Raw genomic sequence first — 26,270 nt, forward strand, 5'->3', positions numbered from 1 at the left:
TAATGAGATGCCATACCGCTTTATTATCTAAAAAGCACTAAAAATGGCCGTGCTGAAAAGTCACAAATCCCCAAGTGGTTATTTATTGTTCAGCATTTTATCTGCCTCAATATTGTTAAGATTTTTGTTGTTCAAAAACACGGCGTTTTGCAATCGCTTTTTCAGTAATAGTTTTATCTAAAACTTTACCCAAGCCAAGTAAAAAATAAACTTCAGCGATAACAAACAATGGGCCAATAAGTAATTGATTAATATCATCGAGAAAAGCAGGTTTTGCTTTTTCATAGTGATGACCAATAAATTGGATAACCCAACCAATAACGAAAACGCCGATAGCAATTAGAATATGATGTTCTGCTGTCACAACTTCATGAACACTCCACATTAAAGGGCCAAATAAAATAAACGCGAATAGTGCCAGTGGCAACGATAACAATAGATAATAAAACAGCACAATAACCGGTACTATGCCTGCCAAAGTAAAGTTAACCTGTTCAATACCTAAGTAATTATTAATAAATGTTGATTCAATTTCAAAGGAAACACTGGCCAGTAATAAGGCAATTGACCAAATAATCATCGGCACACCAATAAAGTGGCTGTTAATGTTTTTTCTATTTAAATGGACACTTTTATAAGTGGATAGTTGTTCTACTACTGATTTCATTATGACCTCTTAGGGTTTATCTCATCTTACTTGTTAAGCAATAATTTATCGCTATAGCTACTCAACATCAAGATACAATTACAATTACAATGCATTTTACGCCAAGTCGCTATATTGTTCTATTGATTGGGTTGTCCATAATAAAAAACCCTGCCGAAGCAGGGTTTTATTTATCAACATAAAGTGAACGGGTTGCCCCCTTTCTTTAGGTTATTTGGGTGTAGCTTGTAGATTTAATGTCATACCTGAAGCTGCTGAATAACCGTAGATATCCACATACCATACACCTTTAGCTGGGTCGGTAAAGTTACAAGCTTCATTGTTACCATTTTTATAAGGACGACAATCATAAACAGACGCTGTTGACTGTTTACCTTGTGTTACATATAAATCTGCATCACCTGAACCACCTGAAAGTGTAACCGTTAGATCGGCATAACCATCGGCTAAGTCAAGGGTGTAACGTTTCCATGTTCTTCTTGCAACAGTAACATTATTAATTGTGCTATCAATCGGATTAATCGTATTACCACCACCCGTAGTAGGTTCAGTGTAACTACCCGTTAAACTAACACCAGCAAAATCACTATAGGCTTTAAGTCTTACGTAGTAAGTGCCACCGGCTTGCGTACTTGCACACGATTCAACATTACCTGATTTATAAGGGCGACAATCGTAAACACTGTCGGTTGGCTCAGCACCAAACTTCACATATAAATCTGCATCACCACTACCACCTGTCATAGCAAAATTAATATCTGTTGCGCCAGCAGGTACTTCCATGGTGAAAACTAAATCATTACCCGTAGCAGCCGTTAACTCAGTTTTAACCTGACCATTTTCAAGGACAGTATCTGGTATTGTTCCACCACCACCGCCAGTGTCACCGCCAGAGCCATCACATCCATTCGCGGTAATGTAATCGATCGCATCTTTAGTTTGGGCTAAACCATAACCAAATTTGACATCGCGACCCGCAGCACCTAAATCTTGTGCACTACTATTTAATACGTTACGAATTTCAACGTTAGTGCAGCTTGGGTGATGACTCCACACCAAGGCAGCAACACCAGCAACATGAGGAGATGCCATTGAAGTACCACTCATTTTGCCATAATTACCCGCGCCAATATTTATACTGGCGCTTAAGCCAATATTATTTTTCATCGCTGCGCCGTCCGTATCAGATACGGTAACACTTGGGATAGAGGTTGCGTTTGCGTCACCTAACGTGCCACCAAAGCTTCCCGGTGCATTGTTATAAAGAATTGCGCCTACACCCCCACTGTCTTGACAAGCTTTAACTTTATCGTAAAACGAAATATTGCCACGTTGAATTAAACAAACACTACCTGCTGCGCCTGTGTCTATAGTTTCGCCCGTGGCAAAGTCATAGAGAGAACCCGTTGCTTGACCTTGGTTTTCCATCGCATTAGCGGTATAACCGACATTAGCGACAGATACTTCAACGACTGAACCTGAACCTTCAGGATAAATAGAATAAACATCAACACCTGGGCCAGATATCTCTACTTGGCTATTTTTTTGTGAAAAGTCAGCTAGGGCTTTATTACTGTCAACAGCAGCAACTGACATCACTGCATCGTAAGAAGCTGGAAAGCTTTCTAAATCAGTAGTTGCTGTAGCAACACCATCATTACCGGCTGCAGCTATAAGTAAAACGCCTGCATCATAGGCCGCTTGAATACCATTTTGTTCGCTGGTACTTGAACCAGAACCACCTAAGCTCATATTAATAACGTCTGCGCCGTTACTGACACAATCATTAATAGCACTAACAAGTGTTGAAGAATATCCCCAGCCCGCGGCATTAAATACTTTTATAATGTGCAAATTAGGATCGGTGCCAATAACACCGCGAACACCAATACCATTATTAAGCGCGGCAATTGTTCCTGCTACGTGAGTACCGTGTGGACCACCTTGATCATACCAGTTACCTGTACCACTATTGCTTGTGCCAGTTATTGTGCCTCCTTGTGCCCCCATGTCTTCATGAGGTAGGTCTAAACCTGAATCAATAATACATATTTTCTTACCGCCAGCATTTGCAGAAGCAATCATATCGTCAACTTGATCGGCTTGAACCATACCAATACCATAAGGCACCGTTTGTGCCATAAAACGACGTGGTAGATCTTCTTCTACGTATTCGACATTATCGTCCATTGCTAAACTCATCGCTTGTGATGTAGATAGCTCAGCACTGATCATATTAACATCTGGAAATTCGGCTTTAACATTGACCCGCAATTTCTTTAATTTTTCCTTAACAGCGGCAAGACGAACAAAGGCGTTTTGGCTACCAATGAAACTCGTTGCTTGATTGCTGGCTGTTTGGTTATTAGCTGTTTGCTTGTATTTGATAATAAAGCGTTTGGGTAAAGGTGAACTGGTTACTTCAGATAATACATTATCTGCGTTTTGTACGCTAAGCGGTTGAGCAGCGTAAAGTGCTGTCGATATTGATACCGACAATATACTAGCAGTGGTCAATATTAATGATTTCTTTGTTATCTTATTCGACATCTATATTCCTACCTATTAAGTTAATTTTAATTATTATTTTTTTGCTGGGGGAATTTCAAATGAGAGTGATACATCATTATCGAAGCAGCAATGACCATAACATCAAGGTTTAATATATTACAAGCATGTTATTTAAATGTTAAATAAAAAAAACAACAATAAGAATGATAATTACATAAAAAGCAACGAGTTATAATATTAAACTTTATTTTTACTGCTCGATGTTAGTGGATAAAGGCTTAAACCAAGGGTATTTATAGCTGATAAAAATCAGTAGTGAGTAAGATAGTAGCGATAAAAAGTCTTAATGTGCCCTACTTTTCTCAGCCTTGGCTCGTCTGCATTAGCATATGACTTATCCACTTTTAACGAGGATAACAAACTCAACGTTCAGTACTAGGCGAACCATTTACTTTAGTTTAGAATTACTGACAATAATTGATTAAAATAATGAAAATGTAATGTCGACAACTAACAACACTAAAGCTGTTAACGTAAATGAAGAAGAAATTGCCAAATTTGAAAAGGTTGCAAGCCAGTGGTGGGACCTTGATGGTGATTTTAAACCATTGCATCAAATAAACCCTATTCGCCGACAATTTATTTGTCAGCATGTCGGCGACATTTTTGGTAAAAAAATTATTGATGTTGGCTGTGGTGGGGGTATTTTAGCTGAGAGTTTAGCCAAACTTGGTGGCGATGTTACTGGGATTGATCTTGGCGAAGAGCCATTAAATGTAGCAAGATTACATGCGTTGGAGAGTGGTTTAACGGTCGATTATCAAAAAATACCCGCCGAAGACAAAGCGATTGATCAACCCGAAAAATTTGATGTAGTCACTTGTATGGAAATGCTTGAGCACGTACCCGATCCCGCTTCAATTATAGAAGCTTGCGCTAAAATGGTAAAACCCGGTGGTTATGTCTTCTTTTCAACATTAAACAAATCAATAAAATCATATTTATTGGCTATTGTTGCCGCCGAAAAAGTCCTTAAAATAGTCCCGGACGGTACACACGACCACAAAAGTTTTATTCGTCCATCGACCTTAATTGGCTGGGCTGAATCATTTGATCTCAAATGCATTGATGCCGCAGGTATTCATTACAACCCGCTGACAGAGAATCACAAACTTATTTCATCACTAGATGTAAATTATATTCTTTGTTGTCAAAAAATTTAAATAAGGGAATGTCCATTGCGAACTACTAAAATTTCAGGGGTATTATTTGATCTTGACGGTACCTTATTAGATACCGCCAATGATTTAGGTGCAGCACTTAACTACGTTTTACGAAAATATAACTTAGCAGAAGTGGCTCGTGAAGATTATCGTCCAATCGCTTCTGATGGCGCATTAGGGTTATTAACACTGGGTTTTGCACAAGCTTTAAAAAACTATGATTACGAAGTGTTACGTGCGGAATTTCTCGCTTATTACCAAGAAAATATTGCGGTACATACCTGTCTTTATCCTGGCGTAGCTCAATTACTGTTGACGTTGAATGAACGAAACATTCCTTGGGGTGTGGTGACGAATAAGCCAGAAGGTTTAACAAGACTATTGTTGCCTTATTATAGTGAATTTGAAAAATGTTTATCACTGGTTGGTGGTGATACTTTCACCAACCGAAAACCACACCCAGAGCCTATCCTCAAAGCTTGTGAACAAATATCAGTGCCAAGTGAGCTATGTTTGTATGTCGGAGACGCTTTGCGTGATATTGAAGCCGGCAATAGTGCTCAAGCAACTACCGTTATTGCAAAATGGGGCTATATTATCGCTGGTGAAGATTGTAAAAACTGGCAAGCGGACTATCACGCTGAAAGCCCTTTAGACATCTTATCATTACTGTAATAATGTTAAGCCAAGCGCGGATAAAGTAACGGTTTAAATCCAGTGACACAGGTTCTTAACTTACTATAACCAACACATAAAAAAGCCACTCAACAGTGGCTTTTTTCTTAATAAAACACCCATAATAAAGTAGAGCTTGGTTAACTGTTAGTCAATATTGTCAGGGCCTACTCGCACAATTAACTTACCAAAATTCTCACCTTCTAATAAACCAATAAAAGCGTTTACTGTATTTTCTAGTCCGGTAATTAAATGCTCTTTATAGTTAATTTCACCTGCCATTAACCATTTTACCATTTGCTCGCTAAACTCATTATAACGATGACCATAATCATCAAAGACAATAAAGCCTTGCATTTTTATACGCTTAACAAGTAATGTTCCCATCAATGAAGAAAGTCTGTCAGGTCCACTAGGTAATTCTGTCGCATTGTACTGAGAAATTAAGCCACACAAAGGAATACGGGCACAGCTATTTAATAGTGGCATAACAGCGTCAAAGACTTTACCGCCAACGTTTTCAAAATAGACATCAATCCCTGATGAACAAACGGCCGCTAGTTGCTCAGCTAAGTCATCACTTTTATGATCAAGACAATGATCAAACCCTAAACTGTCAACTGCATAGGTACATTTAGTCTCACCGCCAGCAATACCGATCACTTTACAGCCTTTTAATTTAGCTATTTGACCCACTAAACTTCCAACCGCTCCTGTTGCAGCAGCAACGACTACCGTTTCACCTGCTTTTGGTTGACCGATATCCAATAAACCCATGTAAGCCGTTAGCCCAGGCATACCCAAAACACCTAAGGCATGAGATGGGTTAACCATATCATTATCAAGCTTGAGCAATTCACTACCATGAATAACGCTATAATCCTGCCAGCCACCAAAAGCGACAACCCAATCACCTTTTGTGTAATCATTGTGATTTGATTCTTCTACTCGACAAACACTTCCACCCACCATCACTGCATTTAAAGCGACGGGATCGGCATAAGACTTAGCATCATTCATTCGCCCTCGCATATAAGGGTCGAGTGAAAGAAAAACCGTACGAAGTAATACTTCGTTAGCTTGAGGGATGGGTTTATTACTAGTAACGAGATTAAAATTTTCTGCTTTTGGCGCGCCAACGGGTCTTGATGCTAGCACCATTTGGCGATTGATATCTGTTGTTTGAGTCATAAGAGTTACTCCTGTAAAGAGCCAGTAAAAGCGCTAAGTGTGTTGGGATTAAAAAAAGCCAATATAAGAGAAATATATCGACCTTTTATGAATAGGGGCAGCGTGTCAATTAAACAGGCTACTCATTTTTATTTTATCTTTACAAGGCTTGCGTTAAAATCTCTCGGCTTATTGCTAGAGTAATATCACTATTTTCACCTAGTGCTGTCATGCCATGTTGCTCTAATCGTTCGACAAGGGAATCAATATCAGCGCTACCAAGATCAACGTGAGATAAGCGCGTTGGTACCTGCATCTTTTCAAAAAACTCTTCTGTTAAACGGATAGCTTGATCAATACGTGCATTATCATCACCTTCAGTTATCTGCCAAACACGTGTTGCATATTGAAGTAATTTTTCACGCTTTTGCTCACGACGTACTTTCATCACGGCAGGTAACACAATAGATAAGGTTCGAGCGTGGTCAATACCAAAGGCACCTGTTAATTCATGGCCTATCATATGTGTTGACCAATCTTGTGGTACTCCAGCACCAATAAGACCGTTTAGTGCCATAGTGGCCGACCACATAATATTTGCTCTAACGTCTAAATCATCTTTAGTTGCCGGGGCTAAGGCTTTAGGTCCTTCTTCAATTAAGGTTTGTAATAAACCTTCACTGAACCTGTCTTGTACTTTGCCATTAACGCTGTAAGTTAAGTACTGTTCAATGGTATGAATAAAAGCATCAACAACACCATTACCAATTTGACGATCTGATAATGAGAAGGTCACACTTGGGTCTAACACCGCAAATAATGGACGCACTAAAGGACTAGAAAAAGGGAGCTTATTACCGTCTCGTGTTACCACGGAATTACCATTACTTTCTGAGCCAGTGGCAGGTAAAGTTAACACCGCGCCAATGGGTAAAGCTTTAGTGAACGCTTGCTGTTTGGCAAGAATCTCCCAAGGGTCATCACCTTCAAATAATGCCGCTGCGGCAATAAATTTAGCGCCATCAACAACAGAGCCACCGCCAACAGCAAGTAAATAATCAATATTTTCAGCTTTGATGATCGTTTGCGCTTTCATTAAAGTGTCGTAAGTTGGGTTAGGTTCAATGCCTGAAAATTCAAAGTAAGTGTGCTCTTTAAGCGCATCAATAACTTGCTTATAAACACCATTACCTTTGATTGAACCTCCACCGTAAACAATGAGTACTCTTGCATCTAATGGTATTTCTTTTGAAATGGTTTGAATTTCTCCCGGGCCAAAATTAATTTTAGTTGGGTTTTGAAAATTAAAATTTAACATTTATATGTCCTTAAAGATAAAGCGTTAAATCGATTAGCTAAACAGGTTAGCTAATCGAGTTGTCTGTTCTAAGTACCTATGCTGAAAGGTGAGTTAATAATTTTTCAGCGGCTAATGCCGAGCTAGCTGGGTTTTGACCGGTAATAATGAGGCCATCTTGAATTGCAAAGGCATGCCAATCTTGAGCCTTTTGGTATTCGCCGCCACGTTTAATCAATTCATCTTCTACTAAAAATGGCACAACTTCAGTTAGTTGAACCGCTTCTTCTTCACTGTTAGTAAAACCGGTTACGGCTTTGCCTTTAACAGCAAAATCACCAGAAGGTTGTTTTACATTTAACAAGGCAGCACTTGCATGACAAACTGTTGCAACAGCTTTTCCGGCGTTAAGAAAGTTTTCAATCAAAGTAATTGAGTCAGTATTGTCGGTAAGATCCCATAATGGACCATGACCACCAGGATAGAATACTGCATCAAAGTCAGCTTCATTAACAGAAGCCAATATTAGCGTATTAGCGATTTTAGCTTGTGCTTCGCTGTCTGCATCGTAACGGTCTGTCGCAGCTGTTTGAAAGTCTTCAAGTGTGCTAGTTGGGTCTATTGGTGCTTGTCCACCCTTAGGTGTTGCTAAAGTAACTTCGACACCCGCATCGATAAAGGCATAATAAGGGGCGGCAAATTCTTCAACCCAAAAACCGGTTTTTTGGCCTGTGTTACCAAGCTCATCATGTGAAGTAAGTACCATTAATATTTGTTTAGTCATTATCATTCATCCGTTTGGTTATATAAGTGAGTTTAGGTGTTCGTTTCTTCTATGTAGCTAGTATATGCCTAAGAACAAACATGAACAATGCAGATAAAACTGACATCATTGTATCAATAATTGATACAATGATTAGCAAAGTCAAATATTAGCTAGTTATTACCTCAATAGGTGCTGTTATGGATATCTCATTTGAACAACTCAAAAGTATGGTTGTATTCGCTCAAGTCATTGAACAAGGTAGCTTAAGTGCAGCCGCTAAACATTTAGGACTATCAAGAGCAGTAGTAAGTTATCATTTGAAGAAGCTTGAAGCGCAGCTCGAGGTAAAGTTACTTAATCGTTCAACACGTGCGATTAACCTTACCGAAGCGGGTCAAGCCTATTATGAACGCTGTCGAGTTATTGCTGAGCAAGCCAGTGCCGCCAATCAGCAAATTGAAAATTTCAAAAATGAACCTATCGGCTTACTTAAAATAACGTGCCCGGTAAATGTTGGTTTGCAGACCGTTGTGCCGGCGCTGAACGAATTTAAAAAAATTTATCCCAAAATAGCACTCGATGTGATGTTAACTGATGAGGTCGTTAATATTATGAAAGAAGGTATCGATTTAGCGATTCGCGGTGCCCCCTTACCTGACTCTGGTTTACAAGCAACTAAACTGGCGACGCTACAAACATGCCTTTGTGGCGCACCTGAATATTTTCTGCAATTTGGCCGCCCCACTAAACCGGCTGATTTAAGCGACCACCAATGGGTTATTTATAAATTAACCTCTGGAGTGTTAACCTTGACTAAGGGCAGTCGTTCGTTCAGTGTCACCACAAAAGGCAGTATTAGTACCAATAATGCCGCCGCACGTACTGCCTTTGTTGAAGCAGGGCATGGTCTGGGCCGTATTCCTATTTACGATGCTTGGCCAAAAATAAAAGCAGGCACTTTAGAAACAGTGCTAGATGATTATGCTTTTAGCGACATTAATGTCTTTGGTGTCTTCCCGCCTGGTACAGCCAATTCCAAAAAGCTGCGCTTATTACTTAACTTCTTAAAAGAGTATTTCACCAGCCAAAGTATAATAAAAAAGCAATAACCCCACTTATTAATGTATATATTTTTGTGTGGACCAACCGCTCTTATGATCTACTAATAACTAGCGGATAAACTTTATACAAGTTGTCATCGTAACGCTTAACCTAAACAGTCTATATCAGCATTATTGTTCATTTAGTGCCCTTCCTGCTTAAAAAAAAGCAACGTGTTGTTTTTATTAGAAATTAAGTTTTAGCTGACAAAAACAACCAATAAACGGGTAATTTTATTTAAAAATAAATTACCCACAAAAATTAATTAAAATAAACGTTGCGTTTTTGTAATATCAAAAATAAAAAGCACTACTAAGTTAGTCGTTACTAACTGAACTTTTACTCTAAAGAAAGTTATTAAAAACTATGCTTTTTATCACTTGCAAAAACAGCCAAACCTCATTATCTTGTGATCAGTTTTTAGAAAACCCCTATATATAGTGTATTTGTTGTTCAGATGTTTTTTTGTGCTAATTTACATTTTAGGGAAATATAATACTGATAAGTGTTCACTTAACGTTTTCTTTAGTTGACAACGTTAGGTAAATAAAGCGACCAGCATAATTAATAAATGACAGGCTCTTCATGACTAATAATCTTTTTGTAAGTAAGCGTAACGGCAAAAAAGAACTCATCGATTTAGAAAAAATTCATCAAGTTATCACTTGGGCTGCTGAAGGCCTTGATAACGTTTCGGTGTCACAAGTTGAGTTGAAATCTCATATTCAATTCTACGACGGTATCAAGACTGCTGACATTCATGAAACTATCATTAAAGCCGCCGCTGATCTTATTTCAGAAGAGACACCTGATTATCAGTATTTATCAGCACGTTTGGCTATTTTTCATCTACGTAAAAAAGCCTACGGCCAATTTGAGCCGCCTAAATTATTTACCCATGTTGTTAGTATGGTAGAAAATGGTAAATATGATGAACATCTTCTAGCTGATTACAGCGAAGCAGAGTTTGAACAAATGGAAAAATTTCTTGTTCATCCTCGCGATTTAGACTTTAGTTACGCCGCAGTCAAACAATTAGAAGGTAAATACCTTGTCCAAAACCGGGTAACGGGTGAAATTTACGAAAGTGCTCAGTTTTTATATATCTTAGTGGCCGCTTGTTTATTTGCTAAATATCCTGTTGAAACACGTTTAAAATATGTTGAAGGTTTTTATCACGCGATTTCAACCTTCAAAATATCGTTACCTACACCTATTATGGCAGGGGTACGTACGCCTACTCGTCAATTTTCATCTTGTGTATTAATTGAATGTGGTGACAGTTTAGACTCAATAAACGCGGCTTCTAGCTCTATTGTTAAATATGTTTCACAACGAGCAGGCATTGGCATCAATGCTGGCCGTATTCGCGCTTTAGGTAGTTCGATACGTAATGGTGAAGCCTTTCATACCGGTTGTATTCCGTTTTTCAAGCATTTTCAAACGGCTGTTAAAAGTTGTTCACAAGGGGGAGTTAGAGGCGGGGCAGCTACGTTATTCTACCCACTTTGGCATTTAGAAGTTGAAAGCTTACTGGTCCTTAAAAATAACCGAGGTGTTGAAGAAAATCGTGTCCGTCATTTAGATTATGGCGTGCAATTCAATAAGCTTATGTACACACGCTTAATTAAAGGAGAGTCTATTACTCTCTTTAGCCCGAGCGATGTTCCTGGCCTTTATGATGCTTTTTTTGAAGACCAAGAGAAATTTGAAGCCTTGTATGTAAAATATGAAGCTGATGATTCAATTCGTAAAAAATGCATTAAAGCTATTGAGTTATTCACCTTATTTGCTCAAGAGCGTGCCAGCACAGGTCGAATTTATTTACAGAATGTTGATCACTGTAATACGCACAGCCCATTCGATCCGAAACAAGCACCAATTCGCCAAAGTAATTTGTGTTTAGAGATTGCGCTACCGACACAACCAATGAATGATATTAATGATCCAAATGGCGAAATTGCCCTTTGTACTTTGTCAGCCTTTAACTTAGGCGCAATAGAAAGCTTAGATGAATTAGAAGGTTTATCAGACCTTGCAGTTCGAGCGCTTGATAGTTTACTTGATTATCAAAACTACCCGATGCCAGCTGCTTACAATGCCACTATAGGCAGAAGAACATTAGGTATAGGCGTAATAAACTATGCTTATTACTTAGCTAAAAACGGCGTGTATTATTCAAATGGCAGTGCTAACAATTTAACTCACCGTACCTTTGAAGCCATTCAATTTAATTTATTAAAAGCATCAAATGAATTAGCAAAAGAAAAAGGCGCTTGTCCTAAATTTAATGAGACACGTTTATCGCAAGGTATTTTACCGATTGACACTTATAAAAAGACCATTGACGGCATTACCGGTGAACCCCTTCATCTTGACTGGGAAACTTTGCGAGAGAGTATCAAGACACATGGCGTAAGAAATTCAACGGTTTCCGCGTTAATGCCATCTGAAACTTCATCACAAATTTCAAATGCTACAAATGGAATTGAACCACCAAGAGGTTTAATCAGTATAAAGGCTAGTAAAGATGGTGTTTTAAAACAGGTTGTACCTGAATATCAAAGATTAAAGGGTAACTATGAGTTACTTTGGAATATTCCAAATAACGAAGGTTACTTGCAGCTAGTGGGTATCATGCAGAAGTTTATTGACCAAACCATCTCTGCAAATACTAACTACGACCCTGCACGCTTTGAAGGCGGAAAAGTACCGGTGAAGCAAATCTTAAAAGATATTTTAACCGCTTATAAATTAGGCGTTAAAACCATGTATTACCATAACACCCGTGATGGTGCGTCTGAGAATATGCTCGGATTAGAAGAAGAAGACTGTGAAGGCGGCGCATGTAAAATTTAATTGTGCGCACAAAAAAAAGCTTCATTGTTTTTTAACAATGGAGCTTTGAGCATAATCAGTCATACCTATAATTTTTAAAAACAAAATTTCGATAACAGGCTGTGACTTTCATGCGTGTTATCAAGGAGTAATAGATGTCCTACACCACGTTTAATCAAGTTCCTAATAATGCGCTACTCGAGCCAATGTTTTTAGGTAACAGTGTCAATGTCTCACGATATGACCAACAACGTTTTATCGCCTTTGAAAAACTTATTGAAAAACAGTTATCGTTTTTTTGGCGTCCTGAAGAAATTGATGTATCAAAAGACAGATCTGATTGGCAAAGTTTAACGCCTTCAGAAAAGCATATTTTCATTTCCAACCTAAAATATCAAACTTTGCTTGATTCTATGGCAGCACGCTCGGTGAATGCGATGTTTTTACCGCTGGTTTCATTACCAGAAGTAGAAACTTGGATAGAAACCTGGGCTTTCAGTGAAACCATTCATTCTCGCTCTTACACGCATATTTTGAGAAACTTGTTTTCAGATCCAAGTGAAATATTTGACGACATCGTTGTTAACCCAGCTATTTTAAAGCGTGCATCCAGTATTTCTAAATACTTTGATGCCGTGATCATCACCACACAACTACTCCAGTCACAAGGTGACGGTACCTATGAAGTCGATGGTGAAATGATTGAAGTATCAACTCGCAAGCTTAAAGAGCGCTTATACTTGGCTGTTTGTTCGGTCAACGCTTTAGAAGCCATTCGCTTTTATGTCAGCTTTGCCTGTTCATTTGCTTTTGCCGAGCGTGAGTTATTAGAAGGTAACGCAAAAATTATTAAGCTTATTGCTCGAGATGAAGCTTTGCATTTAACCGGTACTCAACATATTTTAAATAACTGGTTATCCGGTAGAGATGATCCTGAAATGAAAATCATTTCTCAAGAAATGAAAGAGCAAGGATTACAGATATTTCTTGATGTTGTTGAACAAGAAAAAGAATGGGCTCAGTACCTATTCAAAGACGGTTCAATGATTGGCTTGAATGCGGCAATATTAAATCAATATATTGAGTACATTAGTAATCAACGCTTAACGGCTATTGGTTTTGATGCACCCTTTGATATAAAAAGTAACCCATTACCATGGATGAATGCTTACTTAGTATCAGACAATGTTCAGGTCGCTCCACAAGAAACAGAGATATCGAGTTACTTAGTTGGTCAAGTCGACTCTTCTGTATCAAGTGATGATTTTGATGGCTTTGACCTTTAATGGTTTTAACCTCCAGATAAAGAAGCGATTATCATGCTTTCTTATCACATCATTAGCACATTTTGCGTTTAAGCCTTTTTAAATGAAAAGTGCTAATGATATGACTATGTGCCCGCAAAAATTGTCTGAAAGTAAGAAAGCTCATCGTATTTTTGTCGATAATAAAACCATTACCTTTCAAGCCAACGATAAAAGTTTACTAGAGTGTTTAGAAAAGGCTAATGTGGAAGTGCATTATCACTGTCGTGACGGTTTTTGTGGGGCGTGTCGAGTAACCTTAGTTGAAGGCGAAATTAGCTACCCTCAAGGAGAGCCACTCGCTTTTATTGGCGATGGAGAAGTGCTCTCTTGCTGTTGTGTGCCAAAGAGTGACATCAAACTTATCGTTGAATAACTAATACTAGGATTACTAACGGGTCTTTAAACATTGGAGAATCAACGCGTATAGATGTTGAGCGACAAATATACCCGTCACTCATCATCAGCATCTATTAATCTTATACTTATAATTGAGCGCTTAACCTAACTTCTATACCGCCTAAAACCTTAGTTAACTCTGCGGCAACCGGTTGATACAATTGTTGATAACGCGCAGTATCTTCAATACTTACCGCTTCATCTAGCGCTTTAGTCAATTCAAACAGTTGCATAGCTCCTACTGAGCAAGAAACACCTTTTAAGGTATGTACTAAGTGTTTACAAGCAGTTTGATCATCAGTACTGATCGCTTGTTGAATCTTTTCACTGTCTTTTGAATGGTCTTCATAAAACATCACCAGTATTTCAGCAAAAAGGTCTTCATCTCCAAGCACATTACCAATACCTATTTCAGCATCAATACCTGGATATTCGTCTTCACTGGTCACCGGTAACTCATCGATAATACCCTCAGCGGCAACCGTAGTTGATTCTTGATGCACCTTCACTTTATTTCTACCACTGTGCTTTGCTTCATATAGGCTAAGATCAGCTTCTTTTAACAAGCCTTCTAAGTTCATCTCATCGTCCTTGCCTAATGATAAGCCAATACTGACTGTTACAGACACCTTTTCATCTTTGCTATCATCAATATATATTTTACTATGTTCTACTCTTTCTCTTAAGCGTTCACAGGCAATGAGCGCATTCTCTGCAGAGGTATTTGCCATACATATCGCAAATTCTTCGCCGCCAACTCGACCAATAATGTCATTATCTCGAAAACAATCGCAGATGATATCAGCAAATTCAACTAGGACTTTATCACCGGCATCATGGCCATAATTATCGTTAACCGCTTTAAAAAAATCTATATCGAGCATCGCCACAGCAAGCGGTTTATTAGTGCGTTTTGCTTGGCTAATCGCTTTACCCGCTAAGTCTTCAAAAGCGCCTCTGTTACGAATGCCGGTTAAAAAGTCTGTTTTAGCCAGCGACTCTAGCTCTAAAGTTTTCTCTAAAAGCCGCAGCGAGGTTCGTATTCTAGCCAGTAACACTTTTGGAATATAAGGTTTAGTTACGTAGTCATCGGCGCCAAATTCTAGAGCAGCAACAATTTGATCTTCATCATCTGAAGCCGATAACATAATGACCGGCGTATTGAAAATAATGGGGTGAGTTTTTAATTTGTGTAACATCTCTAAGCCTGAGATACCCGGCATATACATATCTAATAAAATGAGGTCTATCGCTTGCTCTTCTAAAACCTCTAAGGCTTTTTCTCCAGATTCGGCGGTAAACACATTATAACCTTCTTCACCTAAATCAAACTCTAATAGCATGAGCGTATCTTTAGCGTCATCAACAGCGAGAATGTTATATTTTTTCTTTGTATTCATAGTTTATTCCCATTGGAAGGCTTATTCGTCATCTTTAGCTGTTAGGTGTTTTTGTAAGATATTAATTAACAAATCATATTCCCTTGATAAATCATTTTGAAGCGATAACAATTCAACGCTATTTTTTATTCTAGCCGATTGTTCAATTTGTCGCGTTAATTTTCCAAGGTTAATGCCACCTAAATTTTTTGACGAACCACTAACTTTATGTGCTAAAGCTATAATATCATCAAATAATTTATTTTCCATAGCGATAACTAACTCATTTTTAAGCGCCGGCATATCCTCGATAAATAAACTGATAAGCTGTTTACTTAATTTGTCATTATTTCTAATACGCTTTAAAAAACCTGTTTTATCCCAAATGATATCTTCATTTGTCTTTGAATGACTACTTTTGGAGTTATCACTATGGCTAGTCTGGGTTAGGGGCTCTGCAATCACGTTACTGTTATCATCAGACACGGTTTCAAAGCTATCTAGTCCAACCCATGCCGATATTTTTTTAAGCAAAATATCGGTATCTACCGGTTTAGTCGCGTAATCACTCATGCCTGCCGCTAAACATTTTTCTTTATCACCTTTCATCGCATTGGCAGTCATGGCAATAATTGGAATGTTACGATGAACAACACCAGCCTTTCCTGCCCTTATTGCTTTTGTTGCATCGTAGCCGTCCATTTCAGGCATTTGACAGTCCATAATAATGATTTGGTAGGGAGCATCGTCTGGTGAAGAATCTAAAGCAGCCAGGGCTTCGATACCATTACCAGCAACATCAGCTGACAAACCAATATTGGCTAGTACGCCTAAAATGACCACTTGGTTAATACGGTTATCTTCAACCAATAAAATGCGGGTTTTTTTGGCAATGACGCGATTAGCATTTGAATGTTTTAACTTATGCACGTTATGTTGGGTAACAAAGGGTTTATTGACATTCAAAGTGCCTTCTTCGTCTAAAACAAGACTTAACGTAGCAAATAAATCTGCGGTTGTTGCTGGCTTGGGGAAATACGCAGAAAAGCCGAGTTGTTCAAAAAAGTTAGCATCTCCTCGATCACTCATCGACGTCATCATAATAAGTTTAGTTTTTTGTGTATGTCGATGCCCCTTCAAGCGCTCACCTAAAGTAACGCCGTCCATGCCAGGCATTTGCATATCAAGAATTGCCGCATCAAAAAAATCAACTGGGTGATTATCAACCTGATCGAGAGCACAAGCGCCATCCTTTGCTTGCGTAACCTCTGCCCCCCAAATAGCTAACTGTCCTTTTAATACCGCCAAATTTGTCGCGTTATCATCAACTATTAGTATTTGCTTACCTTTTATGTCTACCTGAGGCATGACTGTTTGAGAATTATCACTTTCGTTAAGTAGTATGGTAAAAGTAAACACACTGCCCTGACCTTCGGCACTTGTTACGCTAATATCCCCTGACATCAGTTGGGCTAATTGTTTAACAATGGCCAAACCTAAGCCTGTACCTCCATATTTTCGTGTAGTAGAGGCGTCTACTTGGGTAAAAGAATCAAACAATGTAATCATTTTATTTTCAGGAATACCAATACCCGTGTCTGATATGCTGCATGTTAATTGCAACTGATGTTGATGTTTCTTAATCGAGGCTTTAATGAGTACTTCACCGGTCTCGGTAAATTTTATTGAATTACTGACTAAATTTGACAGTATTTGCCGTAAACGACTAGGGTCACCCTTAACTAAAGATTGTTCAACACCGCAAACATCCAGTATCAATTCCAAGCCTTTTTCCTGCGCTTTTATCGCCATCGACTCAGCAAAGTCGCCAAGCTGACTTCGAATATCAAAATCAAGTATTTCAAGTTCTAGTTTTCCTGCCTCTATTTTTGAAAAGTCCAAAATATCATTAATCAAAGATAATAAAGATTGCGCACTTGAACTGGCTAATTGCAAATGATGAGCTTGTTGTTTATTGATATTACTTTGCTGAAGTAAACCTAACATCCCTAAGACGCCATTCATCGGGGTACGTATTTCATGACTCATACTTGCAAGAAACTGCGAGCGCAGCAACAGAGCGTGCTCTGCCATATCTAAAGCGTCCTGTTTTAAAGTACCTAAGTTTTTTTGCTCGGTTATATCACGATGAGTTCCCACCACTCTGAAGTTTTTTTGATCTTTATGATTAACCATTTGACTATGTGTTTCAATATATCGAATAGTTCCATCTGGCAAATTGATACGATATTCAAAATTAATTACTATGCCTTTCTTAACTTCACGGATAAATTGTTCTTCCACAAATTTTAGATCGTCTATGTGTATAGCTGTTCGCCAAATTTTTTCTGTAGGTACTATTGAGTCTTTATCATAGCCAAATAATTCATACATTCGACTGTCCCAAAGACTTAGCCCTGTTTGAATATCATAGTCCCAAACGCCTATTCTTGGGGCTGACAAGGCAAAATTTAAACGCCATGCCATATCTTTAGCTTCTTCAATACTGCGGATACTTTCTGCTGCCAACAACTTGTTTTCAGTGATATCACGTATTAATCCGGTAAAAACAACATCACCAGAAATATTTATTTTACTGACACTTAAATGCATAAAGAACTTTTCGCCATTTTTTCTTAATGCTGTCAGTTCAAGGGTGCGGCCTTTTACTTCACTTGAAGTATGTTGTAAAAAACGTTTAAATTCGTCCACTGGGTTAATAGTATTATCTACGGGCACTAGAAATAGTGCGTTTTTACCAAGGACCTCATTGGTTTGATAGCCAAATATTTTTTCAGCCGCATGATTAAAAGCGAGAATATTACCTTTCCCGTCAATATTTATAACACCATCAGCAATTGAGTTTAAAATAGAATAAAGCTTTGCTAACGCATCTTCTGCACGTATTGTTTCACTTTTTTGGACAATCGACTTTTGCTCTATTTGCATTAATAAATTTTTAAAACTTCTTGCTAAAGCGCCAATTTCATCATTTTCTTGCACCGGTAACTTACCGATAACACCCTGCTCTTCATATTGGGCAACACCTTTAGTCATCAACAACAAAGCACGTGTTATCCGCTTAGACGCCATAATACAAAACACTAGACTTAATATGGCTAAGATAAAGCTAAATAATATTGCCCGGTTTTTCATACTTTCTAATGATTGCAGATAAATATTACTTTTATTTTCAATAACTAAGTGTAATGGATTTACTTGGCCAAATTCGGCAAACTGAACAGTAGAGTAATAGGCTAATTTATTATCAACATCTATCTCTTTATCTTGCACTAGCTTATCGCTAGTGAGTATTGAGGAAAAAATAACACTCAGCGACGGAAACTTTTCAATCACCTTGATATTGTTTTTATCAACTTTTTGATCGGCTGGAAAATAAATAAAATCACCCGCTGAATTAGCAAGATAAAAAGTAACTTTTTCTAAAGCATTTTCCTTAAGCCGTTCAATAAATAAAGAAAAATCAACTTCTATTGTTATTGAGCCAAAAAGTTCGTTATCAGCCGTATAAATAGGGGTAGCGATAAATAAAGAACTCTGTAAAGGCTTGCCCTGAGTATTTTTTTGATAATATATCTCTGAAAAATACACTTCACTTTTTTTGACTAATAATGCCGCTTTTAATGAATCAAGCGCTATATTTTGACTAGATTGCTCAAAAGGAATGACCTTCACTTGGTCATTTTCATGGTCAACACTGACAATACTGCGAACATGTTTCTCTGTTGTTAAATAACTTATATTTTTATAAATAGGTTGGTTTTTGATAAATTCTTTGAATATCCCCTGTAATTTTTTCCGCCATAACAGGTTTTGTTCATCATCAGATTTGATAGACTCCATAACACCTTGTATTGACGCGGTCTTACTGAGGAAGATTGAGTCGTTGGCACTTTCTCGATAGAAATAGGCTATTAATGGTTTTACAATTTTACTTTTAATATTGAGTTCATCAAACGCCTGCTCTTTAACCAACTGCTGGCTTTCAATATAAAATACAGTGCCAACCGCAAAAGCAATAAGGAGTGATAAAGAAAAGCCAGCAAATGGAATTTTAAAAGCTAATGAGCTAAAAACTTTTCCGATAGAGAAGCTTTTACTGGCTTTAGTTAATGGCTGCGCAGTATGATGATGTTCTTTAGATGCGCCATTATTATCTTGTAAATGATTGTTTTTGATAAGTGCTACTTCTCTTTTGGTGAATCTATTCATACGCCGATAAAAATAGAGTCTGAAACAATATTTTTGAGAAAAGGCTAAATATTCAATTGGCTATCAAATAACATACTAGAACCAACGCTTATATGCAATTGTGGTAGATCAACAACAATAACACTGATAACTAAACCTTAGGATATTACAGAGCATTTACTGATAAAATATCACTAAATTAGTCACAATTACTTGCTAAGCGGCTAACAATCATTAGAAATATTCGAGCTGCAATTTAATTATTTTCAATTAAAAAATTTGCCAATTCTTTTGAATTAAACGGTTTTCTTAAAACGGGGTAATGCCATTGTTTATCTTCCTCTGCAATATAACCACTAATTGAAAAGATTCGAATATTAGGAAACTTTGCTTTCACTAATTCCACAGCCTCTCGACCTGAAATATCGGGTAATATCATATCGGTAATAAAAATATCAAAAGGTTGCTCAGTCGCTAAAATGTTCATTAAACCCATTTTATTGTTGGTATGTTCAGTTTTAACGCCTTCGTTTTCTAAATACAAGGAAACAAACTCAGCAATACTTATCTCATCATCTAAAATAAGTACGCGCTTTCCCTTTATATTTAATTGGCTTTTAAGCGTTAAGGGACTTTTTTTCGGGGAATTTTTTAAAATCTGGCACTTAAAGACTAAGGTAAAGTGCGCCCCACCCAAACTGCCATGTCCTGAAACTCGTATATGACCATTATGCTTATATATTGTGCTATAAACATTAGCTAATCCAATACCGTTGCCCTTATTAACTGATTTACTGCTGTAAAAGGGATCAAACACTTTAGTCAAATTACCTTGCTCAATACCCACACCACTATCTTTGACATGAATTTCTAAATTTTGCTGATCATTAATGTTGGCTGATATTTCTATCTGTCCAATTAAGCCTCTTTCGCGGATCGCATCCTGAGAATTTAACACTAAGTTAAGCAATATATTAATAAATTCACCTTGAGGAAACTTTATTTTACAGCATAGTTCATTGGTATGAATGCTAAAGTCTATGGTAGGAAGTAACAATTGCTTAAAAAGATATTGGTTATCAATAATATCCTGTATTGGGTCAAACCGAACCACTTTGATGGTAGGTTTACGCGTAAAAGCTAATAAACGCTCGGTAACGCTTTTACCTTTATCTATCGCATTCTTGACCCGCTCAATATACCTTGAAATATCACGTTCACCTTGGGCGAACTTAATCTCTAACATTTCGGTAGCGCCTAAAGCGACGCCCAGTACATTATTGATGTCATGTGAAACATTGCCAAAAGTATTACCCAGTAAAGCGAGTCGATTACTAATAAGTTGTTGTTGGTCTTTACGAAATTGCTCAGTAACGTTTTCAACAATCCAAATAAATATTCCTTCATCGGCTTCATAGGTTACCGATAAATCAAAAACACTATTGTATTGATCAAAACTAATATGAGTTTCTTTAAGTTGACCACACTTTTTTGCTTTTCGTTTAAACGCAAGATAGTCGGTAATACTGAAATTAATATAATTAAAAAGCACGGCGCTACTGTGGGCAGTTTTTGGTGTTAGGTCTTGATAAACGACATTATCTTTGTCATCAATAAAGAAAACCGGTACCTTTATTGTATAATTGACCATAGCGAGCAGTTTTAATTTTTCAAAAATAGTTTCTGATTGGCTAATATCTTTAAATACGCCGAAAACACCAACAACGTCACCCGCAGTATTGAGCTCAACCTCACCAAAACACTCCACTTTCACTTTATTGCCCAGTTTATTTCTTATAGCACTTTTAAAGTAAAAGCCTTGTTTATTGGCAATGGCATTATCTAAATAATTTCGTACCTTAACCTGTTCTTCTACCAGGTAAAAGTCTAAGGCCGAAACTACCTTTGGTTGGTAATTAGTGGCGTCTACACCATGAATTTTATAAAGCTCAGTTGACCAATACAAGGTATTATCAATACAATCTAGACGCCAATGCCCTGATTTATTTAAACTTTCCGCTAGCAACAGATAATTATTTCTTTCTTTTAGCTTTTCGACTAATTGATGTTGCGCGGTGATATCTTTAACTGAGCCAAACATTTTATAAGCACGCTCAGCCCTGTATTCGATAATTTTACCAAAAACAGTTACCCACTTCGTAGCACCTTGCTCTGTAGTCATTGACAGCGTTAAATTTATACTGGGTATTTCACCAAGACAATGCGCTTTGGCTGCTTGGTTAAGGCGGGCTAAATCTTCTTCTTTTAACCATTTTTGACCAAAAGAAAGTGGGCCTAAGAATGCTTCTGCCGAATAATCCAACATAGCCATAAATTTTGCGGAATAAAGTAGCGTTCCTTCAATAATATTCCACTCCCAAAAAGCTTCTTCTATGGTGTTTAATATTTTATGGGTATGTTTTGATAACGCCGCAGATTCTATTTTATCTGCTAGCTTTTCTCGCTCATTAATCGTTTTATCGTCAGAGCTATCGTTTAACAATGAATCCGTAAGGTAGACGGTATAACCGCCAGCAACTTCACTTGTTTTTATTGTACAATTGAGCATCTCATCTGATTTACTCAATAAGACAACATCTCTAACACCTAATCCACGTTGGAAGTTATGACAAGACTTTAGATGCGAATTAGCAAATTCCTTGGGCAAGAGCATTTCTAGCGGTTGCCCTTTAATTTCTGCTAAACAATAACCAGAAAAACTTTCTGCCCAACGATTACAACCGGTAATAATCCCTTGATGATCTAATTGAATAACCGAAAAAGGAATACTATTGATCGATACCGTTAAATCGTCAGAGGTAGCGTTCAAAATAGTTCATCTTCATCATCAAAATCAACTACTTCCTCTTCTTGTTGTTGATTAAGGACTTCAAGTTCATCAACACTGGCTAAGGCGCCATCAAGTAAATCGGTAACTTCAAGAAAATTTATATCATCTTGTGAGTGTTTTTTTAAGGCACCATGAACCAAGTTGGTCAGATATTGTTCTTGTTCATCTGACATCTCTAGGACATGGAAGCTCATACCTATGTTAGTGACTATCTCATTCATCACTTCCTGTTGATGGTGCTTAGATATGGCAATCATGTTTTTGGTAGTAGAAACAGCTTGCTGAATTTTGCTTTGTACTTGCACCAGTGAATTTTTATAAGTAATAAAAGCAATACGAGCACCTATGCATTCAATAACAGAGGCGAGTGCATCAATATATATATCAGTATCAATTGCGCCATCTACTAAATTTAAAATAAGGATTGAGCACAGTGGATGGTTAAAAATAGTTCTAGAGCTAAAGCGATATAAGCGAGGTTTAACCCTTAACAGTTTCATTACATCGATTTCTACAGGAGAACAAAAGCCATTTTTAGAACTAAAGAAAAGGGCTTTTTCATTGATCGGGTAAAAAGCAATACAGCCATCTAAATTCATTGTATAAAGAAATGAAAACACTTCATCTCTAATTTTTTCTAAAGTAAAACAATGATTAAGTCGAGATGTTAGCTGCATACAGCTGCCATATTTAGCCGCTTGTGCCATTGAAATATTAATAACTCGATCTTTTGAACTAATTTCTGTTTCAAAGCTATGAATTTTATCTTGATAAGAGATAAGTTTTTTTAGCTTTTTATCCAAAGCTAATAAAGAAATAGGTTTTGCAAGGAAATCATCGGCTCCACACTCTAAACCTTTAAGTACAGCATCTTCAGTGGCTAGGCCAGAATACAAGACAAAAGAGGTTGCGACAGTATGTTGTTCAACGTTACGTTTTATCCATTGCGACCCTTTGTCTTCGCCGATATTTTCATCAACTAAGGCGATGTCAAAAAGTTGATTGTCGCTGACTAACTTATCTGCATCTTTAATATTCGTCGCGCACGTTACTTCAAAACTTTCGGTTAATGCTTCATGAAGCAGTTCAAGGTAATCTTTGTCATCATCAATAATTAACAAACGGGGTTTAGACATAATAATTCCTTTTTTTATGAGATTTCAACCTTAGTAAAGGCAGTTGTTAAGCACTTTTTTGAAAAACACTAGAACGATTACGCCCTTGGTCTTTTGCTTGATATAAAGCGATATCAGCTTGTTTTATTAATTCACTTGCATTGGCTACGTGATCAGCAGCGCTTGTTGTTGCAATACCAATACTTACCGTCACATAAGGAAATATTGATGAATATTCGTGTTTTATTTTTTGTCTTAATAGCGCTAAGCTTAATTCTTTTGCTTTAAATCTAGCGCCCTCGACTGGCGTAAAAGGCAACACAACAATAAATTCCTCTCCCCCATAACGAGCTAATGAGTCAGTGGCTCGATTAAGCGTTTCATTAAGCGTATTAGCAACCTGAACTAAACACTTATCGCCTTGTGGGTGACCATAGTTATCGTTATAAGGCTTAAAAAAGTCAATATCTATCATCAATATTGATAATTCCCCTTGTTGTCGCTCATTAATTTGCCAAGCACTAGCGAGGACTTCTTCTAACCCTCTTCGGTTAAGTATCTGCGTTAGCGGGTCAATACTACTGAGTATTTCTAGTTGTTTATTGGCGCGTTCAAGCGCTCCTTTCATTTTGGTAATACGTTCCATCGCTCTTAGTTTTGCGCTCAAAATCACTTGTTTTATCGGCTTTGTTAAGTAATCGTCAGCACCCGCATCAATACCTTGAGTTAAATACTCTTCGCTGTCGTTGGAGCTAAGAAAGATAATAGGGAACCATTTGGGGTATTCTTTTCTCATCATTTTTGTTAGCGCAAAACCGTCAACCTCGGGCATTTCTATATCCATACACTAAATCAATGTTTTCTTTCTTTAATGCCGCCATCGCCTGCACATGACCATTAGCAACGACGGTAATATGGCCGCTGTCAATGATCATCGCACTAACAACTTCTCTGATAAACTTATTATCATCCACAACTAAAATGTTCACATTAATGCCTTATTACATGGGTAATAAATTAAAATATTGATGTTTACGATGCCCAAACATATGATGCTTCGACAACATTACCATTATCTTGGAAGTCTAAGCTGTCACACAGCTGCTCAACTAACTCAATACCACGACCGCTAAGCTCGAGTTTATTTGCTGGCTTGTTAACTCGTTGCTCATAGTATTTTTTTATATCAAATCCTTGCCCACTATCTTGTATTTTAATCATAATTCGACCGCCATTTGGAAAGGGGTAATGGCATATTTGTAATTCGATAAAGCCATGCGCTAAATTTTTCAAACGCAATTCTCGTTCTTTATAATATTGAGAGAAACCATCTGCACTGGCTTTTAACTTAGAGCTTAAGCCTAAGACACCATGGTCAAGTGAATTAATAAATAACTCAGTGAGTATGCTGTATAAACTTTGCCAATGCTCTGCATGACCTTCTATATCATTTATTTGATTCATAGCCATAGGAATTGGGTTTATAGAGGCTAAGCGCTTACCACTTAAGGTTAGTTGCCAGTGCCATGCTGGCTCTGTTGCCAAATAGATATCGTCAAGTTGCTTAGCTGAAATATTGGTAATGCCATGACTGGCGACCAGCACGTGCTCCCAACCTCCGCAAGGAATGTCAATCAATGAAATATCATCTTCTTGTGGCATAGCTTGGCAAAAGTCATTAACCGCGTTAAGCACACATTCACTAACCTTATGCGTGATTACGCCATGCTTTGCCGCCTGTTCGAATCGGTCAAAATCAAACATTTCCCCGTGTTCATTTCTCGCCTCGACAATACCATCACTGATTAAGATCATCCGATCGGTTTCTTCAATACCAAATACGGTTAATTTACTATCGAGTAAAAGCTTTGGAAGCACACCTATCGGTGGGTGACTTGACGATATTTGATGTTTTATTTTTCCTTGTTCAGAAAACAAGTAAGCATCGGGTAAGCCCGCATTAAAAACATAAACAGATTTATCATGGCTAGAGATACTGGCAAACCCCGCCGCAAGAAATAAATCTGCAGGCAGTAAATCATAAAGTTGATGATTAATTTGATTAATAATTTCAAATAACAAAAAACCTTTTTTTGTCATTGCTCTAAAGGTTTCCGCTAAGGGAATAGCACCAATAGATGAACGCAGTCCATGGCCAGTAAAATCTCCCAACATAACATTAACGTCACCATTAGGAGATAAAGCCGTTAGTTGTATATCACCACTAAATAACGCAGCGGGTTTTTTAATAATGCCAATGCGGTCAAGCGAGAAATTTCTTGCCTCAATAACGCCCGACATTAACTGTTCAGCAAGCTCGGCATCTTTTTGTTGTTCTTGTTGTAAAATCTTAACTTGTGCGTATAAATCACTGATTCGTTGGATTGACTTTATTTTAGCTTTAAAAACTTTGGGTGAAAACGGCCTGACCAATATACCGTCACCGCCAGCATCAACACACTCAATAAAGGCTTCATCTGTATCCATACTGGTAATAAAAATCAGTGGGCACAAGCTATTATCTTGCGATAAACTTTTAATTTCTCTTGCTGCTTCATAGCCGTTCATAATGGGCATATTAATGTCCATTAACACTAAGTCAGGCTTATATTTAACATACATTGCCACGCCACGAGCACCATCATTAGCTGTAAAAACACGATAACCTTGCTCTTTTAATAAGACGCTTAAGACTTTGCATTGCATGGCAGAGTCGTCAACAACTAAAGCTAATTTAACATCATTTTTTCCAGCTAACACGG

18 protein-coding genes are annotated in these 26,270 nt (G+C 37.6%); 6 read left to right on the top strand and 12 right to left on the bottom strand.

Annotated features, from left to right (window positions below; genetic code table 11):
* Positions 1-115 precede the first annotated feature (115 nt).
* On the bottom strand, positions 116-667 hold the full coding sequence (locus H4J57_RS07700) for a DUF962 domain-containing protein (protein ID WP_182215829.1): 552 nt from the start codon (positions 665-667) through the stop codon (positions 116-118).
* A 210-nt stretch (positions 668-877) separates the two neighbouring features.
* Positions 878-3,217 carry a S8 family serine peptidase gene (locus H4J57_RS07705; RefSeq protein ID WP_182242442.1) on the bottom strand — a complete coding sequence of 780 codons (2,340 nt, stop codon included), beginning with the start codon at positions 3,215-3,217 and terminating at the stop codon, positions 878-880.
* A gap of 461 nt (positions 3,218-3,678) precedes the next feature.
* On the opposite strand from H4J57_RS07705, the gene ubiG reads away from it, so the two are divergent.
* Together ubiG and H4J57_RS07715 are read left to right on the top strand one after the other, a co-directional pair.
* A complete protein-coding gene (gene ubiG / locus H4J57_RS07710) occupies positions 3,679-4,401 on the top strand; it encodes a bifunctional 2-polyprenyl-6-hydroxyphenol methylase/3-demethylubiquinol 3-O-methyltransferase UbiG (RefSeq protein ID WP_182242443.1) in 723 nt (240 codons plus the stop codon).
* A gap of 15 nt (positions 4,402-4,416) precedes the next feature.
* Entirely contained in the window at positions 4,417-5,076 is a 660-nt protein-coding gene (locus tag H4J57_RS07715) for an HAD family hydrolase (RefSeq protein WP_220470283.1), read from the top strand.
* A gap of 147 nt (positions 5,077-5,223) precedes the next feature.
* Here the strand turns inward: H4J57_RS07715 and H4J57_RS07720 are convergent, their stop codons facing one another.
* The 3 genes from H4J57_RS07720 to H4J57_RS07730 form a co-directional block, all read right to left on the bottom strand.
* Positions 5,224-6,267, bottom strand: a complete 1,044-nt coding sequence (locus H4J57_RS07720; protein ID WP_182242444.1) for an NADP-dependent oxidoreductase — start codon at positions 6,265-6,267, stop codon at positions 5,224-5,226.
* Between the two features lie 139 nt (positions 6,268-6,406).
* Entirely contained in the window at positions 6,407-7,564 is a 1,158-nt protein-coding gene (locus H4J57_RS07725) for an iron-containing alcohol dehydrogenase (protein ID WP_182242445.1), read from the bottom strand.
* Positions 7,565-7,640: 76 nt separating this feature from the next.
* Positions 7,641-8,327, bottom strand: coding sequence for a type 1 glutamine amidotransferase domain-containing protein (locus H4J57_RS07730; RefSeq protein WP_070373842.1), 687 nt, complete (start codon positions 8,325-8,327; stop codon positions 7,641-7,643).
* A 179-nt stretch (positions 8,328-8,506) separates the two neighbouring features.
* Here H4J57_RS07730 and H4J57_RS07735 point away from each other — a divergent pair, with 179 nt between their 5' ends.
* The 4 genes from H4J57_RS07735 to yfaE all read left to right on the top strand — a co-directional run bounded on the left by H4J57_RS07735 (position 8,507) and on the right by yfaE (position 13,928).
* The gene (locus tag H4J57_RS07735; RefSeq protein WP_070373843.1) at positions 8,507-9,418 is read left to right on the top strand and encodes a LysR family transcriptional regulator; all 912 of its coding nucleotides are present in this window, start codon (positions 8,507-8,509) and stop codon (positions 9,416-9,418) included.
* 577 nt (positions 9,419-9,995) lie between these two features.
* On the top strand, positions 9,996-12,269 hold the full coding sequence (gene nrdA / locus H4J57_RS07740; protein WP_182242446.1) for a class 1a ribonucleoside-diphosphate reductase subunit alpha: 2,274 nt from the start codon (positions 9,996-9,998) through the stop codon (positions 12,267-12,269).
* Positions 12,270-12,403: 134 nt separating this feature from the next.
* On the top strand, positions 12,404-13,534 hold the full coding sequence (nrdB, locus tag H4J57_RS07745; protein WP_182215818.1) for a class Ia ribonucleoside-diphosphate reductase subunit beta: 1,131 nt from the start codon (positions 12,404-12,406) through the stop codon (positions 13,532-13,534).
* Between the two features lie 82 nt (positions 13,535-13,616).
* On the top strand, positions 13,617-13,928 hold the full coding sequence (gene yfaE / locus H4J57_RS07750) for a class I ribonucleotide reductase maintenance protein YfaE (protein ID WP_259366822.1): 312 nt from the start codon (positions 13,617-13,619) through the stop codon (positions 13,926-13,928).
* 109 nt (positions 13,929-14,037) lie between these two features.
* Here the strand turns inward: yfaE and H4J57_RS07755 are convergent, their stop codons facing one another.
* The 7 genes from H4J57_RS07755 to H4J57_RS07785 all read right to left on the bottom strand — a co-directional run bounded on the left by H4J57_RS07755 (position 14,038) and on the right by H4J57_RS07785 (position 26,268).
* Positions 14,038-15,351: a diguanylate cyclase gene (locus H4J57_RS07755; RefSeq protein WP_182242447.1), complete on the bottom strand. Its 1,314-nt coding sequence runs from the start codon at positions 15,349-15,351 to the stop codon at positions 14,038-14,040.
* Between the two features lie 21 nt (positions 15,352-15,372).
* Entirely contained in the window at positions 15,373-19,563 is a 4,191-nt protein-coding gene (locus H4J57_RS07760) for a response regulator (RefSeq protein ID WP_182242448.1), read from the bottom strand.
* 235 nt (positions 19,564-19,798) lie between these two features.
* Positions 19,799-22,372: an ATP-binding protein gene (locus tag H4J57_RS07765; RefSeq protein WP_182242449.1), complete on the bottom strand. Its 2,574-nt coding sequence runs from the start codon at positions 22,370-22,372 to the stop codon at positions 19,799-19,801.
* Positions 22,369-23,529 carry a response regulator gene (locus tag H4J57_RS07770; RefSeq protein WP_182242450.1) on the bottom strand — a complete coding sequence of 387 codons (1,161 nt, stop codon included), beginning with the start codon at positions 23,527-23,529 and terminating at the stop codon, positions 22,369-22,371. Before H4J57_RS07770 ends, H4J57_RS07765 begins: the two co-directional genes overlap by 4 nt.
* 46 nt (positions 23,530-23,575) lie before the next feature.
* Positions 23,576-24,340: a diguanylate cyclase gene (locus H4J57_RS07775; RefSeq protein WP_182242451.1), complete on the bottom strand. Its 765-nt coding sequence runs from the start codon at positions 24,338-24,340 to the stop codon at positions 23,576-23,578.
* Positions 24,327-24,497 (bottom strand): hypothetical protein, encoded by a 171-nt coding sequence (locus H4J57_RS07780; protein WP_182242452.1) that lies wholly within the window; start codon positions 24,495-24,497, stop codon positions 24,327-24,329. The genes H4J57_RS07775 and H4J57_RS07780 overlap by 14 nt, the downstream gene beginning before the upstream one ends.
* A gap of 43 nt (positions 24,498-24,540) precedes the next feature.
* Complete coding sequence (locus H4J57_RS07785; protein WP_310733709.1) at positions 24,541-26,268, bottom strand: SpoIIE family protein phosphatase; 1,728 nt, start codon at positions 26,266-26,268, stop codon at positions 24,541-24,543.
* Positions 26,269-26,270 lie beyond the last annotated feature (2 nt).

This window comes from Colwellia sp. BRX8-7, assembly GCF_014077275.1.
Taxonomy (GTDB): Bacteria; Pseudomonadota; Gammaproteobacteria; order Enterobacterales; family Alteromonadaceae; genus Colwellia_A.